Origin of the sequence: Neptunomonas sp. (genome assembly GCF_041601355.1) — a bacterium.
Taxonomy (GTDB): domain Bacteria; phylum Pseudomonadota; class Gammaproteobacteria; order Pseudomonadales; family Balneatricaceae; genus Neptunomonas.
Map to the genome: position 1 here is coordinate 1 of NZ_JBFIIH010000067.1, position 21,874 is coordinate 21,874.

Sequence of the window (21,874 nt, forward strand, 5' to 3'; positions counted from 1 at the left end):
GGTCTGATCTGTTCCATCATCTCTTTTCGTTCTTCAGAGGATAGCCAGCGTTGCCAGTCCGCAACAGTGCGATAGGTTGCTATAACAACCCGGTGATTTTCATCGTTAACATTCCTTAACGCCTCTCCGGAGATGAAACCATGTGCCTGCATGGCTTTTTGCAACGTTGTTTTCGCTGCTTTTTCATAATGCTCACCTAATTCGTCAGCGATATGGCGCTCAATTATTACCTTAATCATGATAGTCTCCTGTGTTTATCACTCATATATTAAGCATAAACCTTGTGTTGCAAATCACAAACTCATACTTTGGCAAGTGTCTGCTTTCGCTACTGGGTTTTATTTGAGACAATAGGCTCGTTTTTGAAAAGAGATGCATAATGGTTGGTATCAAAGAAGATCATTTGCTGGATGCGACAGGCTTGTATTGTCCCGAACCAGTAATGATGCTGCATAATAAGGTACGTGAAATTGACATAGGTGACGTTTTGCTGGTGTTGGCGACGGATCCTTCTACGCAGCGGGATATACCCAAGTTTTGTGCATTTCTTGGGCATGAGCTCGTTGAGCAAATCAATGAAAGCGAAAAAGAAATATTTAGCTATTATATTCGAAAAGGTAGCTGAGATAAGTGTTCAGTGATATAGAAGCCGCTGTGAATAAAACATTGCGGCAAGTTGAAGAGTGCGAACGGTTATTAGGCGAACTAGAGCTGAAAAAAAACCGTTCGAATATCAAAGTGATCGAGAGAAATGTTGTGAACGACGTAGTGATACCAAAAAGTAAAAGTAAAGCGAAGAACCGAGCTGCAAACCAGGCGGCACTTCAGCTTTTGATGGAAACTTATCCTCAGGTCTTTAATCGTGACAACGTACGGCCTCTCAAAATTGGTATTCAGGACGATTTGATCGCTGATGAGAAAGTTGCCAAAAACAAGATAAAGAGAGCGTTGGCATCTTATGTGCGCTCACCTCAGTATTTCCGATCTCTTCAAGAGGGTGCTGACAGAGTTAACCTGCAGGGAGAAGCTCAAGGGCAGGTAACTGCTGAAGAAGCTGAGCATGCTAAAGGGAAACTAAAAGAATTTCATCAGCATCGGCGTGACCTGCAGCGTGAAAAAGAGAAGCAACAGCGTGAGGCGGAAAAAGCTGACCGTCTTCATTCTAAGCTGGATCAGTTAGTTGCCCTGAATAAGCGTTAATAGATCTTGAATTCTTTATAAAACACCTTATATTGTATTAATCTTATGTATAAGGTGTTTTATGTCTGAATTAACGTTAGTTTCTTGTCCTTCCTGTCAAACTCCGAATCGGGTTCCTACTCAAAAATTAAGCAATCATCCCGTCTGTGGACGCTGCCGTGAATTACTTTTTCAGGGCAAGGCTGCTGATTTATCGATAACACAATTTGATAAGTTTATTAAAGTAAGCGATACGCCGATTGTGGTCGACTTCTGGGCGTCTTGGTGCGGGCCTTGTAAGATGATGGCTCCGGTTTTTGAGCAGGCGGCTAAGCAATTAGAGCCGCACCTGAGGTTCGTTAAGGTGAATACGGAAGTCGAACAGGCGCTGGCCGCTCGTTTTTCAATTCGTAGTATTCCAACACTCATCGTTATAAAGAACGGGAAAGAGGTAGCACGACAGGCGGGCGCCATGGATGCGTCAAGTCTGCATAATTGGTTGAAGCAATTCATCTAGCTCGCTTGCTATTGGCTATCAGCATTGCGTTCAGACCAGCGCTTCTGGTTTTCCGTGTAAAAACCCCTGTGTGCCGTCAATATTTAATTGTTTCAGGCGTTCTGCCTGACTTATTCGTTCGATGCGCTCGGCATAGGTCTTAATCCCTAAGCTATGGGCTGCTGTGATAAGGCTGCGGATAAAGAAGCAGTCTTCGTCACTGTGGTCTATTTCCTGGCAAAGGGACCCATCAATTTTTATGTAGTCGGGCTGTACCGCGTAAAGATAGCTAAACCCACTCGGGTGAATACCAAAATTATCAACGCCAAAGCCGATGCCGTTTTGTTTCAACAGGTCTCGGAATGTCACGATATTATTGATATCGTTGAGTATAGCTGTCTCGTTAATCTCTATATTTAACCGGCCGCGTAAGTTATGTTTACTCAGTTGGCTTTTAATCCACTTTTCAAAGTCGTCAGTTTGGATCGCTTGTTGGCTCAGATTGACTGTCAAGGGTGGGCAGCTTGTATTGTGCGTGAGATATTCTATTGCACGTTCCAGAACGGCTTTATCCAGCGCTTCGATTAGCCCAAGTTCCTTTACGACTTGTATGAATTCAGCTGCTGAGCAGGGGTTGTTATCCCGATTCAGAATTCGCGCTAATAATTCGTGTTGTAGTGGTTGCTGATCATGCGTTGATATGACTTTCTGAAATTGTAGAAAAACTTGTTTATTGTTGATGGCGCTTGCCACATGTTCCTGCCAAGAGGTTGATGTGATTTTACTACCGGTGAATTCTGCAGGGTATTGGATATCTCTTTTTTCAGCGATGGCCTGTTTGATAAGAAGCCGTGCTTCAGAGAGAAGCTGTGCCGCTGAGGTATTCTGGTCGGTTTGTGTAATAGCGATATGAGTCGCTGGTTCATCGGGTGATATTTTTTCAAAGTTGGCAAGAGTAATCAGTGATTCATTTAGCTTAGAGACTTCCCGCTTAACGATCTCTTCGTTACTTTCTGGTATAAAAGCGAGAAAATCTGACCCGGATAGGCGCCCTATAATTGCCGGTTGGTACTGAGCAGACAGGTCGGCGAGCTGTTTAGCTGCATATTTCAAAAAATTATTGGCCGCTTCCTCCCCTTGAGCGTCATTCAGTGCCTGGAGGTTGGGAATATGCAGGTAGATGCAGGTACCGTGGCCGAATTCTTTACGGTAGTCCAGCCAGTCACATAGCTGTGCATGGGTAGAGCGTTGATTCGCTAGTCCGGTAAGGTTGTCCAGATAGGCTGTTTTGCGTAGCTCTTCGATATGTCGTGCTTGTTCATCGAACATTCGCTGAACCCTTTGAACCATACGGTTCATTGCCTCGACAACCAGTTTCAATTCAACTGTTTTAGGGATGTGTTTCTGTTCAATATACTTGCGTTCAGAGAGTGCGGTGGCTTGTTCTGCCACCCCTTTGAGAGGGCGCAGAATTCTTCTTAATAAATAGCTCAATGAGAAAACAGCAATCAGTGATAGTGATATAAACCAGATGAGTGTTTTTTCGGTACCATTCCATAGTTGTTCATAAGCATAGCCTGCGCGACTCTGTACGCTTACCTTTCCAACTTTACGCCATTGGTAGCTAATTTCTCTTTCCATTGAAGGGGGAGTGAACTGAACCAGTGTTAAGAACCATGTGGGCACGCTTTCCGGAGCAATTGAGGTGTTTGTCGAAACGAAGAGAGTATCGCCAGTACTGTTGGTTATCTCTATTTTTTGATAAAAACCGCTATCAAAAATTGCATTAACAGTAGTTTCGATGGCTGCTTTATCTTCTGCCGCTATGTATGGCGCAAGGTAAAGCCCTAAATGCGTGGCGGTGTCTTGGCCATGAGATTCCAGTTGATGTATTAACATCTCTTTTGAGCTGTCCGACATAATGTAAAGGGTGCCCGAGACCAAGCCAATCAATACGGCGAATACCGCCGCTATTAGTTGATTTAGTAAAGACATATTTCTCTCCCTGGCACCTGATTAGTTAACATTAACACGATTGTTTTCCAGCCTTGATTTAAGTTGTACCCATGGGCCAAGTCGATCTGATGTTCCTACCAGGGTGGTTCTGCGTCCTTTTTTAGAAAGCCACAAGTTATCCCCATTAAAGCTGTATACATGGAGAAGGTCGGGGCGTTGAGACGCGGGCTTTATCTCTGCAATTAAATTATCCAGTACAACCGGCATAGCATTAGGTTTCTCATAATAGGTGAGCACCATATGTGCCTGGTTAAGTTCTAATGCTTTTACATAAGTGATGCTCAGTTTGCTCATATCCACACCGACCTCTTTCAGTGTGTAATATTTTGCAATTGAAAAGTCCTCACAGTCACCGCCGTTACTGATGAGAAACTCAACGGGTGTTGCCCAGTAATCTTTTTGGCCCCAGTGTATTGAGTCATCTAAAAATCTGACTTGGTTAAAAAAATCGTTAACTTGCTTTAGTTTTTCTTTTTCAGGCTTATTTGCAATCTCAAGCATTAAGTCCTGCCACGCCTGTAGTCTGAGTTTTGCCTGGACGCCATATTTCTGGCCCAGTTGCTGTATATATGCATTGCTGAGTTTGACGCTGATTTCACTTAATGCGAACAGGGATAATGTTAATGAAAACAAGGCAACGAGTAGATAGCCAGCGCTACTGGCTTTGAAAGATCTGCGCCGTTTATTAGCTGCATTATAAATGCGTTTACTTTGCACGCCATGCCCTGTCATACATAAATAGTGCATGAAGCATGGTAGAAGAATATGTTTTTTTCAAGGAAGAAGCGCTTTAGTTGGGCTGGCTGGGCATTAAATTACATTGTTTGAGAATTTTCTGCCATGCCTGGGTATGCCTGTCCCGGGCGTTAATATAACGCCCCCAGATACTTGTTTTGCTATTTGTTATGAACGCTTGTTCTGCATAAGGCGCTATCTCATTCGGGATAGGCAGTAGTGCCAGCGTTTTGCTATGAATACGGAACCATTGTTCGCCGATTCGATGCACATAAGCCATATAGGGTTGAATCTGGCGAGCATAGTATTCAACAAAAACATTTTTTAATATGTTAGCTTGCGGGTTTTGCATAGAAGAGAAGCACATGGGTCTTCTTGCCAGTCGGGTGTTGATCAACCGGGAGACATTATTCATGGTTGCTTCCAGTAATAGCAGCGACTTCAGAAGTGGTGCCCCCAGAGGGGCGTGATAGATATCTTCATAATATTGCTCGATCTGTGGCAGAGACGAAGTACCCGAAGCGATATTGTTTTGCAGTGTAGATGTCGTAATAAAAGAGAGTGAATTTAACGCGTTTAACGCCGTGCTGTGGTCAGTTTGTAAAAGAGGCAGGGGGGATTGATTAACGGCCATAGAGGCTTCTATCTCCTGACCGGTATAGAGTGCGTTCCAAAATATGACAGGTAGATTGCGCTTCTTGATGTTGTAGATATTATAAATGCGCTCTTTTAATTCAGCTTCAACAGAAGGGTCTTTCTCGATGAGAGGCAGGCAGCTGCTGATCTGGTCAAAAAACTGAATTTCATAAACAAGGCGCTGAGAAGGCCGGGCTAGTTTTCCTAACGAGCTGTTTCGTGATGCTATTAGGGGGAGAAGGTCACATTTGGCTAAATCCAGCACATCAATCAGCCCCTCATTCAGATCTGGAATCGTTTGAAGTCGTAAACGTTGAGGAGGTAGTGGCGGGATCGATTCTGGTTGCTGCCACTGGTAATCTTCCTTCAGTACATTAGCGACTCTACTGGCATAAGTCTGCATCAGTGCTTGCTCTGGCGTTTCGTTGCTACATCCCCCCAGAGAGAGCAGGATCGCCATGACGATGCAGACGTTAAAATGCCGCATGCTTTGCTACCCGGCGTAATCTTATCAGGAGTAAAGCCGCTGAAACTGAGAGGCCTATAACTAAGCCATACCAGAAGCCGGCCGCGCCAAGCGCAGGAATAATCAAGTCGGTCAGCCCTACAACATAGCCTAAAGGAAGCCCTATTATCCAGTAAGCGATAAATACAATCAGTAAAGGGATGCTGGTATCTTTATAGCCACGTAGCGCTCCGGCAGCAGTGACTTGCAGGGCATCTGATATTCCAAATAAAGCAGCTATAAGCAGTAAACTTACGGCAAGCTCTATCAACTGTTGTTCAGACGTGAAAATGTAGGCGATATGTCTGGCAAATAACAAGATGGAAGTGCTGGTCAAAACCGCAATGCTGGTCGTAATTAACAGAGTTGATTTTGCACTGAACCAGGCGCTTTGATGTTCGGATGCGCCGGATAGCTGGCCGATACGGATAGTGCAGGCCATGGCCATACTGAGTGGAATCATGAAAACCAGACCTGAGAGTGTCATCGTGATCTGGTGGGCAGCAACCACCAATGTTCCTGACGGCGCCAGTAACAGCGCAATCACGCAAAACATGCTGGTTTCAATAAGGATAGCGAACCCCATCGGAACACCCAGCTTAAGGTAGCTGAGTAGGGCTGCAGCATCAAACCAATGGGAATGCAAAGCACTGGGAAGGCGTAATTGAGGGCTACTTTTCAGGGCGATCCGGCTGCAGGCTAGCATAAGCCACATGACCAATGCGCTTGCCCAGCCACATCCGGCAGCGCCGAGTTCGGGAAATCCCATTTTGCCAAAAACAAATAGATAGTTCAGCGGTATATTGAGCAGCAGTGCCAGCAATGCAATGTTCATGGCGGGGCGTGTCTTGCCCAGTCCTTCAAAATAACTTCGGTGTAACTGGTAAAACATCAGCGCTGGAAAGCCCCAGGATATAGCATAGAGGTATTCTTCAGCTTTTAGGGCTAAAGGCTCCTCAACTTTCATTAGCTCGAATATCCATGTAGCTGAATTCAGTAAAATAACGCTTATTACCCCAAGGGTAGCGGCAACCCAGATGCCTTGTTTGAAAATGCTAAGAACAGTCTCAGGTTGCTTAGAACCCATTGCGAAAGCAACCAGAGGAGTGGTTGCCATAAGTATACCTGTGGCTGCGAGGTAAATGGGTAGCCAAATACTTGAACCTAGCGCGACTGCGGCTAAATCCAGCGTATTATATTGCCCTGCAATCAGGGTATCGACAAAACCCATCGAGGCCTGTGCTATTTGCGTCAGCATTATGGGGAAGCCTAACGAAAGAAGAATTTTTGTTTCCTGCAGGAGGCTGTGCTGTATCAACGGATATATCTCAAGGGTAGTGTGGCGATTTAGAATTCTGTTAGTGTGAATATACTTTATAGCAGAAAACAAAAAGCCTCTGCACTGCAGAGGCTTTTTTTAGTACAGGAGAGTCTCTTATTCGATACGTACAGTTACGTAACGGCCTGGAGCTGGCTCAATAGCTTTGTAATCTGCATTGCCATAATCCGCAGGGGCGTCGACTTTTTTGCCGCCACGCTTCTTATGCCACTCAGACCAGTTTGGCCACCATGAGCCCTCAACGCGCTCTGCGGTTTCAAGCCAGTGATCAGGACCTTGTCCCATTTCGCCTTTGATCCAGTAGTTACGACGGTTTTTAGAAGCTGGGTTAATCACCCCGGCAACATGACCGCTTGCACCCAGCACAAATTCAACATTACTGAAGTTCTCAGCGCCGGTGAAAGTGCCTTTCCATGGAGCGATATGGTCTTCAATAGTCGACAGGAAGTAGCAAGGAGTTTTAATGCGGCCCAAGTCAATCGGAGATCCGCAGATCGTCAGCGCATCTTTCTCAACCAGTTTGTTTTCCAGATACATCTTGTTGATGTAGAAAGTATACATCTCAGCTGGCAGGTTAGTTGAGTCACCATTCCAGTAGAGGATATCAAATGGAGGCGGTGTCTGACCTTTCAGATAGTTGTTAACAACATATGACCAGATCAGATCATTGGAACGTAGCATGTTGAACGACGTTGCTAGTTCTTTACCTGACAAGTAGCCTTGATTGTTTACCTTGCTCTCCAGTTTTTTGACTTGCTGTTCGTCAAGGAACACACACAGGTCACCCGGATCACGGAAGTCAGTCAGCGTAGTCAGGAAGGTTGCTGATGCAACGCTGGTGTCTTTACGGTGTGCTAGCACTGCCAAGGCTGAAGCAAGCAGTGTTCCGCCTATACACCAGGCAACTGCATTGACTTTAGGCGATCCGGAAATCTCTTTAACCTTGTCAATTGCGGTGATAACACCTGTGCCGACATAGTCATCCCAACTGATATTGCCCTGCTCAATGCTTGGGTTAACCCAAGAAACCAAGAAAACTGTCTGGCCTTCATCAACACAGAACTTAACGTATGAGTTATGCTCTTGAAGATCAAGAATATAAAACTTGTTGATACATGGAGGCACGATAAGCGTTGGCTTTTCAAAAACCTGCTCAGTCGATGGCTTGTATTGAATAAGCTGGAACATGTCGTTTTCGAAAACAACAGCGCCTTTTGATGTCGCAATATTTTCGCCTAAGACGAAAGCGCTCTCATCTGTCATCGAGATGCGGCCTTTCTCGATATCGCCCATAAGGTTTTGCAGGCCATCTACCAGACTTTTGCCTTTTGTTTCTAACGCCTGTTGTAAAACTTCAGGGTTCGTAATGGCAAAGTTAGTAGGAGACATCGCATCAATATACTGCTGCGTGTAGAATTCAAGCTTGCGTTGCTCACTCTCTGACAGATTGGCATTAGATGCCATGTTCTGCAGCATACCAGAGCCGAGTAGGTAAGACTGCTTAATGTAACTGAAGATAGGATTAGTTGACCACTCTTCTGCATTGAAGCGACGATCAGTAGGGGCAGCGGTAGTTTGTGCTCCAGTCTGGCCGGTTAACAGACCTTTCCACAGGTTCATCTGAGCTTGCTGATAATCTGTAATTGCCTTTATCCAAACCGTGGGGTCTTCTAGTGAACGTGTTGCAAGCTCTGACCAAGATTGTGTGAATTGAGAAAAAACGTCATCACCACCCGCTTTCGTGTAATTTTCGAGGAGCTTTTGAGTTTCCTGGTTGACGTAGTTGATGAACTCTTGAGGATTCGTAAGCTTGTCGTTACTATTTTTTTCCATGAAACTACCTTCTTGCTGAAAATCTGTTGGTTGCCCAGCTATTACCTAGGTGTCGATTTGACGTTTTTCCAGATTATTGTTATCTGTTTACTATGTTCGGTTTCTGAACGGTTTATGAATGATTGCTCAGCATATCCTTGCAGCTAGAGCGTATGCAAGTATTATGGGAGCGCTCATAATAGTACTTTAGCCTTGCTTCTCTGCATGATGTTGATCAATCATAGCATCGATATATTGCAAAATTTTGTAACTCTCATCTTCTGCGAGAGCCATTGAATCAATGATCTCTTGCTTAATGCTTTGATTGCTGCCCCAGTCAGCATCACGTAACGATACTGCCTTTTGTATCGCAAGGTGCACAGCCTCATGGGGTTCATCCAGTTTTGAATAGGCTGCAGTATTACTGAAATAGTCTGCGCCCGGACCCTCATAGTACCACTTTCCGAGACGACATTCATGATGCTTGACTGAAGTCGCTGTTATTTCATTTAGTCGGTCCTTCGAATGATCGAGTGCTATATATCCATTTTGCTTAAAAATGACGTGATCGGCTTTAACTAATGAGCCAAAGGCTCTGTCTTTAGTATTCTCTATTGCGCGTAATGTTTCATCAGAGCCCGCTGCAAATGCATCGAATTGCTCTTTGAATCCCGATACGATGGAGCCTACTTCTGTCGACAATGTATTAGAATGATTTGCCTGAGTAATCATTTCGTCAACGTGAAGGCTAAAGTTTGTAATGGTTGATGTAACCTCTGTAGCGGCCGCTTTGGTTCGGTGTGACAGTGCTTTCACTTCATCTGCAACGACGGCAAATCCGCGCCCTTGTTCGCCGGCCCTGGCCGCTTCAATGGCAGCATTGAGTGCAAGAAGGTTGGTTTGATCGGCAATGTCTGTAATGATCGACAGTGAATTTGTGATTTTTGCACTGTCTTCTCCGAGTCTGCCTACTACTTGTGCGATAGAGTTGATAGTGGAAGAGATGTTCTCCAGGGCGCTGACCATCTGACTGACCGACTGTTGGCTGTTTTGTGCCGCTTCTCCGTTTTCCTTAACAATCGACTCCACCTGAATCATCTCTTCAGTGATGCGTATTAAATCGTTTTGTGTTTGTCGCAGATTTTTAATTAAATGTTGTCCGTTGAGCGAGTGCAGTTCTGAATGTAAGGCATTTGCGGCGATCATATCCGTGCCTTTTTGCATGTCGCTCAGCGCTGAGTTGATATTGCTCAATGACTGTTTTAGTAAACCCGGGAGTCCTTGGTGTAGCGCTGGACGACCATAGTCACCTCGGGAAACATGACTGAAGCAAGCGTCTACTTCTTTGAAATAGGACTCTACTTTGTCAAGAAAGTCGTTGACCTCCCAGGCTACCTTGCCTACTTCACCCAGTTTTGCGGTGCGGGTGATGCGTACATTGAATTCCCCTTGATTTGCTTTCCTCAGGGTATCGTGGATGCGTTGCAGGGCATTAAATACATTGCTCATTTTAATCATCAGGCGATAAGCAAGGTAGCTTGTTATAAGCGGGGGTATCAGCCAGATAGCATTCAAATCGTAGACCAGGATGACGTAACAGGAACTCATCACTGAAATCGCAATGAAGCTTAAACAGTAGCCTTTAATATGAGCATTTAGAAAAGGAGTTCCGGCACTGACTCCGGATTGTTGAGGATGGTGGATGCTCATGCATGCTCCTCGGTTTTATTCAAGCTTAGTATCAGATGAGGGTAACTCGTATTGAGAGAGCGTAATGTGTCGTTAAGGCAGGCCAACGAGTGAGCTATTGCCTCTTTGGTGCTGTTGTTGCTTTCGATCTGTAGCATTTCCTGATAGATGGGTTTTATCGTATTAATGGCAAGCCGTGAGGGTTTTCTTCTGACGGAGTAGTAGCCTCTTAATTGGCCGTGAGTATCAAAGTCGGGAGTAACATTAACAAAAACCCAATAATAACTTCCGTCTTTACACAGGTTTTTGACATAGCCGAAAAACTCTTCCCCTTGCTGTAAGGTGGTCCATAGCAATTGAAAAGTGCCTCTGGGCATATCCGGATGTCGAATGATATTGTGCTGGTTGCCGAGTAATTCTGCTTCTGCATACCCTGCAATTGCCATGAAAGTACGATTAACGTAAGTGATAATCCCTTTAGTGTCCGTTTTGCTGACAATAAATTCATTATCAGCCAGTACTACTTCATGGTCGATGGGTGTGATGTTTGGCTTCATAGATTAGGTCTCTATAAAGAGAGGGTTTAAGTCACTGAAAGACTTGATTATTTAAGAAACAATCTATGCTTAAGGTTAGCAGAAGTGCCATAATCTGCATGAAAATATGTAAAAGAGATGGAAAAATACCTGCCCATGCAAAATTTTATTTTTTTCACGACACCGGGATGCCATCTGTGTGAACTGGCTGAGGCCTTGCTTGTTGCTCACCTGGATCCCGATATCCATCAGGTTGATGTGCTTGATATAGCTTATGATGATCAGTTGTTAGAACGCTATGGTGAGCGAATTCCGCTTATAAAAAATGAGGTAACAGGGGCTGAGTTGGGGTGGCCCTTTGATGCAGGACAATTGTTAGATTTTATAGGTCACTGATGGATTTAACCTGATCGAACTCAGATGTTGAAAAGTCGTCGGGTGTTTGCGGTTGTTTGCATTGAAAGCTCTTCAACAGTAATGTCGCGCAGGTGAGCAATCGTCATTGCGATGTGTTGCAGGAAGGCTGGCTCATTGCGTCCTTTTTTAGGTTTGATGGCCAGATCCCTGGGCAGTAAGTAGGGTGCATCTGTTTCTAGTAATAAACGATCAGGGGGGATCTCTTTCACCAAAGATTTGAGTGGTAGTCCTCTTCTTTCATCACAAATCCAGCCAGTGATTCCAATATAGAATCCTAAATCAAGATAGTTGAATAAGGCGTTCTTATCCCCGGTAAAGCAGTGCAGTACTGCTCCTTTTAGTTGTTGGCTGTGCGGCTTAAGTAATTGAACCTGTGTTTCAGTGGCATCGCGCTCATGCAGGAATAAAGGGAGCTGGGTAGATTTTGCGAGCTCTATTTGTTGCTCAAACGCGGTGATTTGTTCTTCTGGTGTAGAAAAATTGCGGTTGAAATCCAGGCCGGTTTCACCAATAGCGACAATGCAACTTTGTTTGCTCAATGACGCCAGGTCCTCCATTACAATGTCCGTCATAGATGACGCGTCATGCGGGTGGACACCGGTTGTCGCAAACAGAAAGCCAGGATACTGTTGGCATAAGGCAATGGCTTGCCGGGATGATGCCAGAGATGTTCCGGTAATGAGCATCGCACGGATGTGCGATGCTTTAGCTCTATTGATGACGTCTTCAATGTCGTGTTGAAAACGTTTGTCTGTCAGGTTTACGCCAATATCGATGAGTTCCGTCATGCCTGTCAGAGCGTCGGTTGCTGGCTTGATTTGGCGCCATTATTTAGTGCCAGTGATGCCGATTCACGCTTGTTGAACAGACTAGTGCTTTTTGATGCCATTACATCGTAAATAACACTGAAGGCTAATACATTTTGTACATAGTTACGGGTTTCATCGAAAGGAATGGTTTCAATCCACGCATCCAATGGTAAGTCGCCTCTGGCTTGTAGCCATCTTTTAACGCGGTGCGGCCCTGCATTATAAGCCGCGGTAGCATAAGCGCGATTTCCTTCGAATGTTTCCAGTACCTCAGCCAGGTACGCTGTACCTAAAGCAATATTGGTGCGTGGCGTAAAGAGTTCGCTGGGCCCGCTATATTTAACATCATATCTTTTGGCTGTCATTTTGGCAGTGGCGGGCATCAGCTGCATGAGCCCGCGAGCGCCGACTCTTGAGCGTGCTTGCTGATGAAAAGCACTCTCCTGACGAGCAACGGCAATAGCCCAGGTTTCATAAATACCTCGCTCGCTGGTTAACTCCTCAAACAGCGAGCTATGCGGGTTAGGGAATCTGATATCCAGATCATCCCAGGCCTTAATTCGGGCAGCACCCCGTATCGCTTGGTCATACCAGCCCCAGTCGTAGGCTATATGGGCCATCACTAACTGATCATTTTCAGAAAGCGTTTTAGTCAGGAGGTTCCATTCAACACGGGCCGCATATTGATAATCAAAAGCCAATAACTCTTTAATGCGCTGAACGGCAGGAAGTGCGCTTATTTTTTCCTTGTCAGCAGCGGTGATGCCTGATGGGCGGTGATTCAGGTAAAACGGGTCGTTTGTCAGCTCAGATGCCAGAAAACCATAAAAGCTTCTCTCTTTGGCTACGTCAGCATAATCGGCTTTTTGTTTGCCCGGGTTGAGGCGTTGTTGAGACGATACTTTCCAATAAACCCAACGACCTTCTTTTTTAAGGTCTTCAGGTAATTTTTCGATGAGCGTGAGAACCGCTTGCCAGTCTTGCTTGACCAGCTCCAGACGAATACGCCATTCAGTCAGCTTTTCGTAACTGAACTCCGGATCGAGTTTGGCTAACATCTCATCAGCGTTGTCTCTGAACCCTTTGGCATACCGCATACCAAAGTATTCGTTTGTTTTATCGATAGTCGTTTGATCAAAAGCTAACCGGGAGCGTTCACGCAGCCACAGATCCGCTGCTTTATTAATATCAGAGCGTGCAATCTGGCGAATCGCATAGATTGCCATGATTCCATGATGCGTATTGTTTGCTGATAGTAGTGTGGTATCGGTAATCAGATCCGGTTGCTCTTTAATGCGCCACCAAAGCTCGATCTCTTTTTTTTGTGCTGATGTTGTTAAAAAGCGCTCCAGATATTTTGCTAATGCAAAGTCTTTTTTATGGATGGCATTCCAGAAGCGGACGTCGGCGACGCTTGAGGTCAACTGACCACTTTGGATCCATACCGAAAATAACGGATCGCAGGCTTTATTCTGTGAGTAGCCAACCTGCCAGAGCTGCTTTGCGGAGGTGAAGGCTTCTTTTGTGTAACCACTCTGGTACTGGGCATTCGCTAGTTCGCACTGATAACGATTACTTTTAATAGGATATTCTGCGTAAGCCTGCGTGAATTGTTGCCATTTATTTTGCTGCAACAGATTGTCCAGTCTTGCGGTTTGGGCATCTTTTGCGAAGGGAGTTGCCTCGTTGTCTTTAATAAACCGGCTGACTGATTTGTCATCAAGTTGAGCAATGTCACGTTTTATCTGTCGTGCATGAAGATAGGGGACCAGTGGGTAGTTTTTAAGCTCTGCAGTTAACTTGTTAGCTAACGCTACGTCGTTTTGTTCGAAGGCCTTCTTGGCTTTCAGATATAACTGCTGATCAGGGGTGTTGGCCTGCGCTGTAGAGAGATGAGCAACGACGCTGAAAGAGGCGCTGACGAGAGCGGCAGCCGTTAACAGTTTTTTTATTTTAAACATTTTGCTATGCGCCTAGAGTTGAGTCAGTTATACCTAAGTGTAAAACAGCTTTAGTGAAAAAGGTAATAGATTAAAAAAAATTTATAGGTATTCATTTCTTGGACGCAGGTTTGACGTTTTGTTGTATGAAAAATAATCTTCCACGTGCTTGTATAAGTATTATGAAAAAACACAGCTGAAAAATATTCAGCTGTGTTTTAAAAATAAAAGTTATCCGTTATTAAGTACCGCCTCCGGGAAGTGCTGACGTAATACTTTATTCTGAAATGGATCGTTAAAGCGACTATTAATAATGATAATGAATCGTTCAAAGGGGATCTTATTATTGAGCGGCTCAACCCTCGTTATATTATGAAAGATTTCATTGTCTTTTATATGTATTATTTCACCTGGTGACAATGTGGTTTCTGTTATTGGATGATGACCCGCTTTATCGCTGTAAAGGCTATTCGATCCTCCTGTTACATTCTGTCTGTTTATTACTAAAATGCTTAAGAAATGACTGCCGTCCTGATGAATTCCCTGTCCCTGTAGAGGGTCCAGGAGCTGGTTCCCTTTAACCCCATTAATTTGCATGAGGATGGGTTCTTTCGGCTGTATTTTCCATAGATCCGCCCATGCTTTGATAAACTCCTGAACATCCTCTCGTTGTAAAAACTCTGTTTCCAGAGCAGGATAGTGGCGTAATTTGTCGGCCATGGTTTTCGCATCGTTATATTTTCCCCCTTGAGCCATAGGGCAGTCGTCCAGCGTATTGACATGGCCTGAATCATCAAGGTAAAGCCATGACATGCTCTTCCAGCGGGTATCAACATAGGGATCTTTTGGTAAGTTCTGAAGATAGGTTTGCCACTGCGCTAAGTTAATATGTTCCTCAATATTCGTTTTACTCCAACTGCCTTCGGAAATGTCCTGTTTTACATGGGATTCCCAGTAAGGGAGTTTTCCTAATATAGGCTGTTGAATGGGCGACCGGATATAATCGATCTGAGTGTTTTTCATTATTTATTCCGCCTTTTATGTGAGTCGATAAGCCTTGCTGCTTATCTAAGAGTAGCAACGAAAAGGATAGGGAGAGAGAGTGGTTTCGTCGTTTTTTATTACATAAAGTGAATTAAGACAAAATAATAATCCGACTGCTTTCATAAGGACACAAAGGCGTTTGGAAAGCGTTTGTTTGTCATCATGCCCGGGTACGCTTTTTCATGTTGGAGGCTCTGTAAAAGTGTCGTTAAAATAAAACAGTTTTGTCAGCCAAGGGCCGTGGTATATAAAAAATTATTATGTTTTTAGATGATAAAATGTATAAGATTGCAGCCTTTGTAATAGCGTTAGTTACTATGTAAAAGTGAACGTGAACGCGAGCTTAAACTTCAGATATTGGCTTGCTTTGCCTGGTTTAATAATCAAATAAAGAGGGTTTATAGTGCGAGCGGCATTTTCTGAGCTGGGAAGAGATATTTATCAGGTGTCCGTTACTTTGTTTCGCTTAATGATTCCCGTCATTATTGTGGTCAAAATATTGGAAGAACTGGGCGCGGTTGAATATCTGGGGCTGTTTCTTGGGCCTGTGATGCAGAGTGTCGGTCTGCCTGAGTCAATGGGCCTGGTCTGGGCAACAACCATAGTGACGAATATATATGGCGGCATGTTAGTTTTTTTCTATATTCAGCAAACTGAAGTGTTAACGGTTGCTCAAGTAACAGTACTGTCAATTATGATGTTATTGGCACATGCACATGCGCTTCCGGTTGAAGCTCGAATAGCGCAACAAGCCGGAGTGCGCTTGCGCGTGACATTGTTGCTGAGAATCGGAGGTGCTTTATTACTAGGCGCGATATTGCATCATTTCTATAGTTTTTTTGGTCTGTTACAGGAACCAGTCAAGTTAATATGGCAACCAGAAATGCCAGCGCCGGGTATGTTGGCCTGGGCTCTCAGTCAGTTAAAAAGTTTACTGATGATTCAAGTGGTGATCATCGTACTTTTAACGACACTTAAAGTATTAAAGGTTATTGGTATAGAAAAAATGATAGGCGTTATGTTACGTCCGGTTTTACGTCTGATCGGTATTGGTCGTGAGGCGACAACTATTACCATTGTCGGCGTAACACTCGGGTTATCTTTTGGTGGAGGGTTGCTGATAAAGGAAGCAAGAGCAGGGCATGTCGCGCAACGGGATATTTTTGCCTCCATGTGTTTATTGGCTGTTTGCCACAGTATTATTGAAGATACACTCTTAGTCATGGTTCTGGGTGCTGATCTTTCGGGTGTTTTGTGGGGGCGGTTGTTGTTCACTTTTGTGTTACTGGCGGTGTTTACCCGCCTGTTAAATCATTGTCCGGATGCATTCTGGCGGTCTCATCTGGTGAACCGGCATATCAAACCGTTAGCGCCAGTCGAAACCTCTTAAAGAATCCACTATATTGCTACTGCTAAATTCGCTAAAATGCGGGCTCATTTTTTCCTTATAGAGAACACCATGCCCCTGATTCGTCTTGATAAAGCCTCCGTTGCGTTTGGCTCCCGTCCCTTACTTGCTGATGTGGGTCTTAATATTGAACCGGGGGAGCGCATTGGTCTGGTGGGGTTGAATGGTGCGGGTAAATCAACTCTGCTCAAGGTGATCACGGGGCAGGTTCATCTGGATAATGGTGAAATATGGATTGATCCCTCTTGCCGTATTGCTGAATTAGCTCAGGCATTGCCTGCTGCGGATGAGCGTAAGGTCTGGGATGTGGTGGCTTCCGGGGTACAGGAAGTAGTTGATATGCGTGCTCAGTATGATGAATTATCATCTGCGACTGACGCTAAGTCACTTGCTCAATTGGATCACTTGCTACATGAGCTGGAAGCAAATGATGGCTGGAGTCTAGAACAACGTGTAGAACGTGTGCTAACTCGTTTGAAGTTAGATGGCGAAGCGTTGATGTCTTCATTGTCCGGGGGCTGGCGCCGTCGGGCGGCATTAGGAACCGCATTGGTTCAGGAGCCTGATCTGCTGTTATTAGATGAGCCGACCAACCATCTGGATATTGATACCATTGAATGGCTTGAAAAGCAGCTGTTGGAGTTTCGCGGTGGGGTTCTGTTTATCTCGCATGACCGTGCATTGGTTGATCACCTTGCAACGCGTATCATCGAATTAGACCGGGGTATTTTGACGTCATTCAACGGTAACTATACCTCTTATACTGAGCAGAAACAGATTCTGCTGGAGCAGGAAGAGCGTAATAACGCACTTTTTGATAAAAAACTGGCACAGGAAGAAGTGTGGATTCGACAGGGTATTAAAGCACGCCGCACCCGTAACGAAGGACGGGTACGTGCGTTGGAATCATTGCGACGTGAACGTACTGATCGATTAAACCGCCAGGGTAAAGCCAGCTTCAACCTGGAGGCCGCGCAACGTTCAGGTAAGTTGGTTGCTGAGCTTGAAAACGTATCGGTTGGCTTCAAGGGCAGTACGGTTATTAAGAACTTTTCGGCATCGATACAACGTGGCGACAGAATCGGCCTGATCGGCCCTAACGGTGCAGGTAAAAGTACGCTGTTAAAACTCATTCTGGGCGAACTCAAGCCCGACAGTGGCAGTGTTTTGCATGGTACTAAACTTGAAGTTGCTTATTTTGATCAGCTTCGTGGCCAATTGGACCCTGAGAAATCTGTTATAGATAATATTTCTGAAGGACGTGAGGTGATAGAGATCAATGGCCAGCGTCGTCATATCATCAGTTATCTGCAAGATTTTCTGTTTGCACCAGAACGCGCAAGAACACCGTTAAAAGCCTTATCCGGAGGAGAGTGTAACCGTGTATTGCTGGCACGCCTGTTTAGTCAGCCAGCTAACTTGCTGGTGCTTGATGAGCCGACAAACGACCTTGATGTTGAAACACTTGAGCTTCTGGAAGAGATCTTGATGGACTTTAAGGGAACGGTTTTACTGGTCAGTCATGACAGGGCGTTTCTTGATAATGTGGTGACCAGCTCTTTCGTCTTTGAAAACGGTAACGTTAACAGTTACATCGGTGGATATCAGGACTGGCTAAGACAGCGTCCGGTGATGGCGAAAGTGAAACCGCCGGCAAAAGCGGGTTTGAGTCAGGCGGGTGCGGCACCGGGTACGTCATCGCAAACGGCAGTTGGGGCTAAAAAAGCATCTAAACTGAGCTACAAACTACAGCGCGAACTGGAGCAACTACCTGCTGAGCTGGAAGCGGCAGAGCTAGAGTTGGAAGCGTTGATGGCGGAAACAGCGGCAGAAGGCTTTTATGAAAAAGACCATGCGCTTATCACACAGAAGCTTGCGCTGCTGCAGGAGCAGGAACGCAAGATTGAGGTGTTGATGGAGCGCTGGGTCGAATTAGAAGCGATGTGATCCTATTTTTCGGGCTCATAAACCCTGATAGCAAGGACATCGCAAGGCGCGCCATGTAATACACTGTTAGCGGTTGAGCCCAATAATAAAGCCAATCCATGGCGCCCATGACTTCCGACAACAATCAGGTCGCAGCCTTTTTCTTCGGCCATATGATGGATTTCAGATTCTGTATGGCCGGTGATGACCTGCTGAGATTCAACGGGGTAGTTAAGTTTTTCAGAGAATGCAGATAACTTGGTGCGCGCATGCTCATCCAGTTGGTTCTGCACCGTGGTAAGATCCATCGGAACATCGCCACCATAAGCAAAACTCAGAGGCTCAATAACATGTAAAACCGTTACAGATGCCTGGTTGTTTTGTGCAATAGCACGGGTTTTCTCAATAAGCTGGTCAGACTCCTCTGATAGGTCGACAGCCAAGAGAATTTTCGAATAAACGGCCATTAGATTAATCCTCACTATTGAATTTATCTCAGTCTATCATATCGCAGCATTATAAAATTTTGATAGCCATCAATAGAATATGAGTGTTACAGGAAATTTTTAAGATGAAAATTTTTATTATCGTTTTTGTTGTAACGTCGTTGCTTGGGTCATTCATGTGGATGATGCCGACACAACGCGAAAAATTTCAGGCGCAACTTCGCTTAAAAGCAAAAAAAGAAGGTTTTATGGTGCAGCTCGTCAGGCTTACCGCACCCAGAGCCGAAGGGGAGATGGAGGGAAATGTCCGCAATACGCCAGCTTACCGTTTGCTTAGATTGAATTTGGATAAAAGAGAAGTCAATGCGATGCTTCCCTGGCAAGTCTTTCGTGTTAAGGCGATAGCTAATGAAGGCTTGCCGGAAGGATGGAGCTGGAAATTAGGTGAGCGAATGTTATCTGCATCACAGCTACAGGTGCTGCATGAGGCAATCAGTTTGCTGCCTTCTGATGTGGTGGCATTAGAATCAACACCCGTCTATGTAACCGCTTTCTGGAATGAAAGTAGCGGTGACGGGCAGTTAGCGATGCTCAAGGCATCATTAGAAAAATTAATTCAGGGTAAAATATGAGTCAGAATTTGTCGTTTATGCCTGCCTTTCAGGTAGGTAAGTATCGCCATTATAAGGGTAATGAGTACGAGGTGATTGATCTGGTCAGGCACTCTGAAACGGAGGAGTGGCTGGTGTTGTACCGCCCTCAGTATGGCGACGCAGGTCTTTGGGTTCGGCCTTACGACATGTTTTTTGAAAAGGTAACACGGACTGATGGGCAAGTGGTTGATCGGTTTGCGAAGCTGTAATGAGCGCTAAACTACACCCAAGAAACCTGCACCAGGGGCGCTATGATTTAAGTGCTTTACGCCTTACTTGTCCGGAGCTTAACGCCTTCCTGCGGCCCAATCCTAAAGGTGACCAGACAATCGATTTTAGCGATAACAAAGCAGTACTGTGTCTGAATAAAGCACTGCTGGCTCATTATTATCATATTGATCATTGGCAGATTCCTGAAGGCTATTTATGTCCCCCTATTCCGGGGAGAGCTGATTATATCCACTATCTGGCAGATCTGCTGGCGGAATCCAATGTGGATAATAAATATCCCACCGGCAAAAAAGTGCGCGTACTGGATGTTGGAAGTGGTGCTAACTGTATTTACCCTATCATCGGTAGCCAAAGTTATGGTTGGCAGTTTGTTGGATCAGATATTGATGCGTTGGCGATTAAAGTCGCGGGTGTGATCGTGCAGTCGAATGGCAGTTTGAGTAAACAAGTAAAATTGATTCATCAAAAAGACAGTGAGTCTGTTTTTAAAGGAGTCATCAAGCCAACGGATAGGTTTGATCTGAGTATGTGCAATCCGCCGTTTCATGCCTCAATAGAGGAGGCACAGGCGGGTAGTCAGCGCAAATGGAAAAACCTCAGTAAAGGCAGGGAGCAGTTGCATAGCAACCCTGCAGGTAATGCTTCATTTAATAATCGTTCTGTTAAGACTGGTTTAGTTAAGAATAGTTTAGTTAAGAATAGCAGAGCAGAAATAAACCAGCCAAAACTGAACTTTGGTGGGCAGCAGTCAGAGCTCTGGTGCCCGGGGGGAGAGATGGCTTTTTTAGAACGAATGGCAAAAGAGAGTGTTGGCTTTGCCGGCCAGGTATGCTGGTTTACCAGTTTAGTGTCTAAGAAAGACAATATTAAGCCACTAACACACATTATTAATCGCTTGGGTGCGCAACAGTGTAAGGTTATCAATATGAGTCAAGGGCAAAAGATCAGTCGATTAATTGCCTGGAGTTTTTTGAGCCGTGGACAGCAGCAAGCGTGGGCTGAAGAGTATTGGTGTTGATAATGGATTCACCCTTTTTGCATTCGTCTCTTCAGGAATATTTCGGCTTTTCGCACTTTCGCTCCGGTCAGGAGCAAACTATTCGTCAACTATTAGCCGCAGAGTCTTCTCTGGCTATCTTCCCTACCGGGTCAGGAAAGTCGCTTTGTTATCAGTTGGCGGCTTTGCACTTACCGCATCTCACATTAGTCGTGTCACCTCTGTTGGCACTGATGAAAGATCAGTTGGATTTTCTTGCCAGCAGAGGCATACCTGCGGCCAGTTTAGATTCAACCCTGACCGGGGAGCAAAGTAAAACGGTGATGTCGGATAGCCGTGCGGGAAAGATTAAAATTCTGATGGTATCTGTTGAGCGTTTTAAGAATGAGAGATTTCGTCAGTTTATAGAGTCAATTCCGGTATCGATGCTGGTTGTCGACGAAGCGCATTGTATCTCTGAATGGGGACATAATTTTCGTCCGGATTATTTGAAATTGCCTGCCTATCGTTCGGCATTGAATATACCTTTGGTGTTGTTGTTAACGGCGACGGCAACACGCAAAGTAAAAAAGGATATGGCGCATAAATTTGGCATTGCGCAAGAGCATATCGTGCAGACTGGTTTTTATCGGCCAAATCTGGACCTGTCAATTATGCCGGTGAGTGCTGTTGATAAAGATGCGCACCTGATCGACGCGATCCGGCAGCAAACAGATCAGCAAAAAGGAGGGTCAGGCATTGTCTATGTGACCCTGCAGCACAGTGCCGAGCAGGTGGCAGAGTTGTTATGCCGTCATCAGATAAATGCGGTGGCGTACCACGCTGGGTTGCTCAGTGAGCGTCGACAACAGATACAGGCCGACTTTATGGCAGGCCGGGCGCAGGTGGTTGTCGCAACCATTGCGTTTGGCATGGGCATAGATAAAGCAGATATTCGATTTGTCATCCATTACGATCTGCCAAAATCCATAGAAAATTATAGTCAGGAGATTGGCCGGGCGGGACGCGATGGTGCGGCATCACATTGTATAACATTGGCGAATCTGGATGGTCTTAATAC

21 protein-coding genes and 1 pseudogene are annotated in these 21,874 nt (G+C 45.1%); 10 read left to right on the forward strand and 12 right to left on the reverse strand.

Going from position 1 to position 21,874, the window contains the following annotated elements:
- Nucleotides 1-71: 71 nt before the first annotated feature.
- Nucleotides 72-239 (reverse strand): annotated as a pseudogene (locus ABY436_RS11660) (antibiotic biosynthesis monooxygenase); the annotation flags it as partial.
- Nucleotides 240-379: 140 nt separating this feature from the next.
- On the opposite strand from ABY436_RS11660, the gene tusA reads away from it, so the two are divergent.
- The 3 genes from tusA to trxC all read left to right on the forward strand — a co-directional run bounded on the left by tusA (nt 380) and on the right by trxC (nt 1,696).
- Nucleotides 380-625 carry a sulfurtransferase TusA gene (tusA, locus tag ABY436_RS11665; protein WP_090725931.1) on the forward strand — a complete coding sequence of 82 codons (246 nt, stop codon included), beginning with the start codon at nt 380-382 and terminating at the stop codon, nt 623-625.
- Between the two features lie 5 nt (nt 626-630).
- Nucleotides 631-1,200 carry a ProQ/FINO family protein gene (locus ABY436_RS11670; RefSeq protein WP_244889922.1) on the forward strand — a complete coding sequence of 190 codons (570 nt, stop codon included), beginning with the start codon at nt 631-633 and terminating at the stop codon, nt 1,198-1,200.
- Between the two features lie 61 nt (nt 1,201-1,261).
- Nucleotides 1,262-1,696 (forward strand): thioredoxin TrxC, encoded by a 435-nt coding sequence (gene trxC, locus ABY436_RS11675; protein ID WP_372739147.1) that lies wholly within the window; start codon nt 1,262-1,264, stop codon nt 1,694-1,696.
- A 30-nt stretch (nt 1,697-1,726) separates the two neighbouring features.
- Here the strand turns inward: trxC and ABY436_RS11680 are convergent, their stop codons facing one another.
- The 7 genes from ABY436_RS11680 to ABY436_RS11710 all read right to left on the reverse strand — a co-directional run bounded on the left by ABY436_RS11680 (nt 1,727) and on the right by ABY436_RS11710 (nt 10,964).
- Nucleotides 1,727-3,670: an EAL domain-containing protein gene (locus ABY436_RS11680; RefSeq protein WP_372739148.1), complete on the reverse strand. Its 1,944-nt coding sequence runs from the start codon at nt 3,668-3,670 to the stop codon at nt 1,727-1,729.
- A 21-nt stretch (nt 3,671-3,691) separates the two neighbouring features.
- Nucleotides 3,692-4,408: a transglutaminase-like cysteine peptidase gene (locus ABY436_RS11685; RefSeq protein WP_372739149.1), complete on the reverse strand. Its 717-nt coding sequence runs from the start codon at nt 4,406-4,408 to the stop codon at nt 3,692-3,694.
- A gap of 73 nt (nt 4,409-4,481) precedes the next feature.
- A complete protein-coding gene (locus ABY436_RS11690; protein ID WP_372739150.1) occupies nt 4,482-5,549 on the reverse strand; it encodes a DUF3080 family protein in 1,068 nt (355 codons plus the stop codon).
- Complete coding sequence (locus tag ABY436_RS11695) at nt 5,536-6,825, reverse strand: MATE family efflux transporter (protein ID WP_372739151.1); 1,290 nt, start codon at nt 6,823-6,825, stop codon at nt 5,536-5,538. Before ABY436_RS11695 ends, ABY436_RS11690 begins: the two co-directional genes overlap by 14 nt.
- 177 nt (nt 6,826-7,002) lie before the next feature.
- Nucleotides 7,003-8,739, reverse strand: coding sequence for a PHA/PHB synthase family protein (locus ABY436_RS11700; RefSeq protein ID WP_372739152.1), 1,737 nt, complete (start codon nt 8,737-8,739; stop codon nt 7,003-7,005).
- Between the two features lie 186 nt (nt 8,740-8,925).
- Complete coding sequence (locus ABY436_RS11705; protein ID WP_372739153.1) at nt 8,926-10,428, reverse strand: methyl-accepting chemotaxis protein; 1,503 nt, start codon at nt 10,426-10,428, stop codon at nt 8,926-8,928.
- Nucleotides 10,425-10,964: a PAS domain-containing protein gene (locus ABY436_RS11710; protein ID WP_372739154.1), complete on the reverse strand. Its 540-nt coding sequence runs from the start codon at nt 10,962-10,964 to the stop codon at nt 10,425-10,427. The genes ABY436_RS11705 and ABY436_RS11710 overlap by 4 nt, the downstream gene beginning before the upstream one ends.
- Before the next feature lie 135 nt (nt 10,965-11,099).
- On the opposite strand from ABY436_RS11710, the gene ABY436_RS11715 reads away from it, so the two are divergent.
- Nucleotides 11,100-11,339: a glutaredoxin family protein gene (locus ABY436_RS11715; RefSeq protein ID WP_372739155.1), complete on the forward strand. Its 240-nt coding sequence runs from the start codon at nt 11,100-11,102 to the stop codon at nt 11,337-11,339.
- A 20-nt stretch (nt 11,340-11,359) separates the two neighbouring features.
- Here the strand turns inward: ABY436_RS11715 and ABY436_RS11720 are convergent, their stop codons facing one another.
- From ABY436_RS11720 to ABY436_RS11730, 3 genes are all read right to left on the reverse strand, one after another.
- Entirely contained in the window at nt 11,360-12,148 is a 789-nt protein-coding gene (locus tag ABY436_RS11720; protein ID WP_372739156.1) for a TatD family hydrolase, read from the reverse strand.
- A 5-nt stretch (nt 12,149-12,153) separates the two neighbouring features.
- Complete coding sequence (locus ABY436_RS11725; RefSeq protein ID WP_372739157.1) at nt 12,154-14,130, reverse strand: transglycosylase SLT domain-containing protein; 1,977 nt, start codon at nt 14,128-14,130, stop codon at nt 12,154-12,156.
- A gap of 210 nt (nt 14,131-14,340) precedes the next feature.
- On the reverse strand, nt 14,341-15,132 hold the full coding sequence (locus ABY436_RS11730) for a 2OG-Fe dioxygenase family protein (protein ID WP_372739158.1): 792 nt from the start codon (nt 15,130-15,132) through the stop codon (nt 14,341-14,343).
- Between the two features lie 424 nt (nt 15,133-15,556).
- On the opposite strand from ABY436_RS11730, the gene ABY436_RS11735 reads away from it, so the two are divergent.
- Both ABY436_RS11735 and ABY436_RS11740 read left to right on the forward strand, forming a co-directional pair.
- Nucleotides 15,557-16,543 carry a hypothetical protein gene (locus tag ABY436_RS11735; RefSeq protein ID WP_372739159.1) on the forward strand — a complete coding sequence of 329 codons (987 nt, stop codon included), beginning with the start codon at nt 15,557-15,559 and terminating at the stop codon, nt 16,541-16,543.
- A gap of 69 nt (nt 16,544-16,612) precedes the next feature.
- The gene (locus ABY436_RS11740) at nt 16,613-18,508 is read left to right on the forward strand and encodes an ATP-binding cassette domain-containing protein (RefSeq protein WP_372739160.1); all 1,896 of its coding nucleotides are present in this window, start codon (nt 16,613-16,615) and stop codon (nt 18,506-18,508) included.
- A gap of 2 nt (nt 18,509-18,510) precedes the next feature.
- On the opposite strand, the gene ABY436_RS11745 is transcribed toward ABY436_RS11740, so the two are convergent.
- Entirely contained in the window at nt 18,511-18,954 is a 444-nt protein-coding gene (locus ABY436_RS11745; protein WP_372739161.1) for a universal stress protein, read from the reverse strand.
- Between the two features lie 104 nt (nt 18,955-19,058).
- On the opposite strand from ABY436_RS11745, the gene ABY436_RS11750 reads away from it, so the two are divergent.
- The 4 genes from ABY436_RS11750 to ABY436_RS11765 all read left to right on the forward strand — a co-directional run.
- Nucleotides 19,059-19,565, forward strand: a complete 507-nt coding sequence (locus tag ABY436_RS11750) for a hypothetical protein (protein ID WP_372739162.1) — start codon at nt 19,059-19,061, stop codon at nt 19,563-19,565.
- Nucleotides 19,562-19,795, forward strand: a complete 234-nt coding sequence (locus ABY436_RS11755) for a DUF1653 domain-containing protein (RefSeq protein WP_372739163.1) — start codon at nt 19,562-19,564, stop codon at nt 19,793-19,795. The genes ABY436_RS11750 and ABY436_RS11755 overlap by 4 nt, the downstream gene beginning before the upstream one ends.
- Nucleotides 19,795-20,835, forward strand: coding sequence for a 23S rRNA (adenine(1618)-N(6))-methyltransferase RlmF (gene rlmF / locus ABY436_RS11760; protein ID WP_372739164.1), 1,041 nt, complete (start codon nt 19,795-19,797; stop codon nt 20,833-20,835). The genes ABY436_RS11755 and rlmF overlap by 1 nt, the downstream gene beginning before the upstream one ends.
- Nucleotides 20,836-20,837: 2 nt before the next feature.
- A partial coding sequence (locus tag ABY436_RS11765; RefSeq protein WP_372739165.1) for an ATP-dependent DNA helicase RecQ occupies nt 20,838-21,874 on the forward strand: 1,037 nt, incomplete at its 3' end.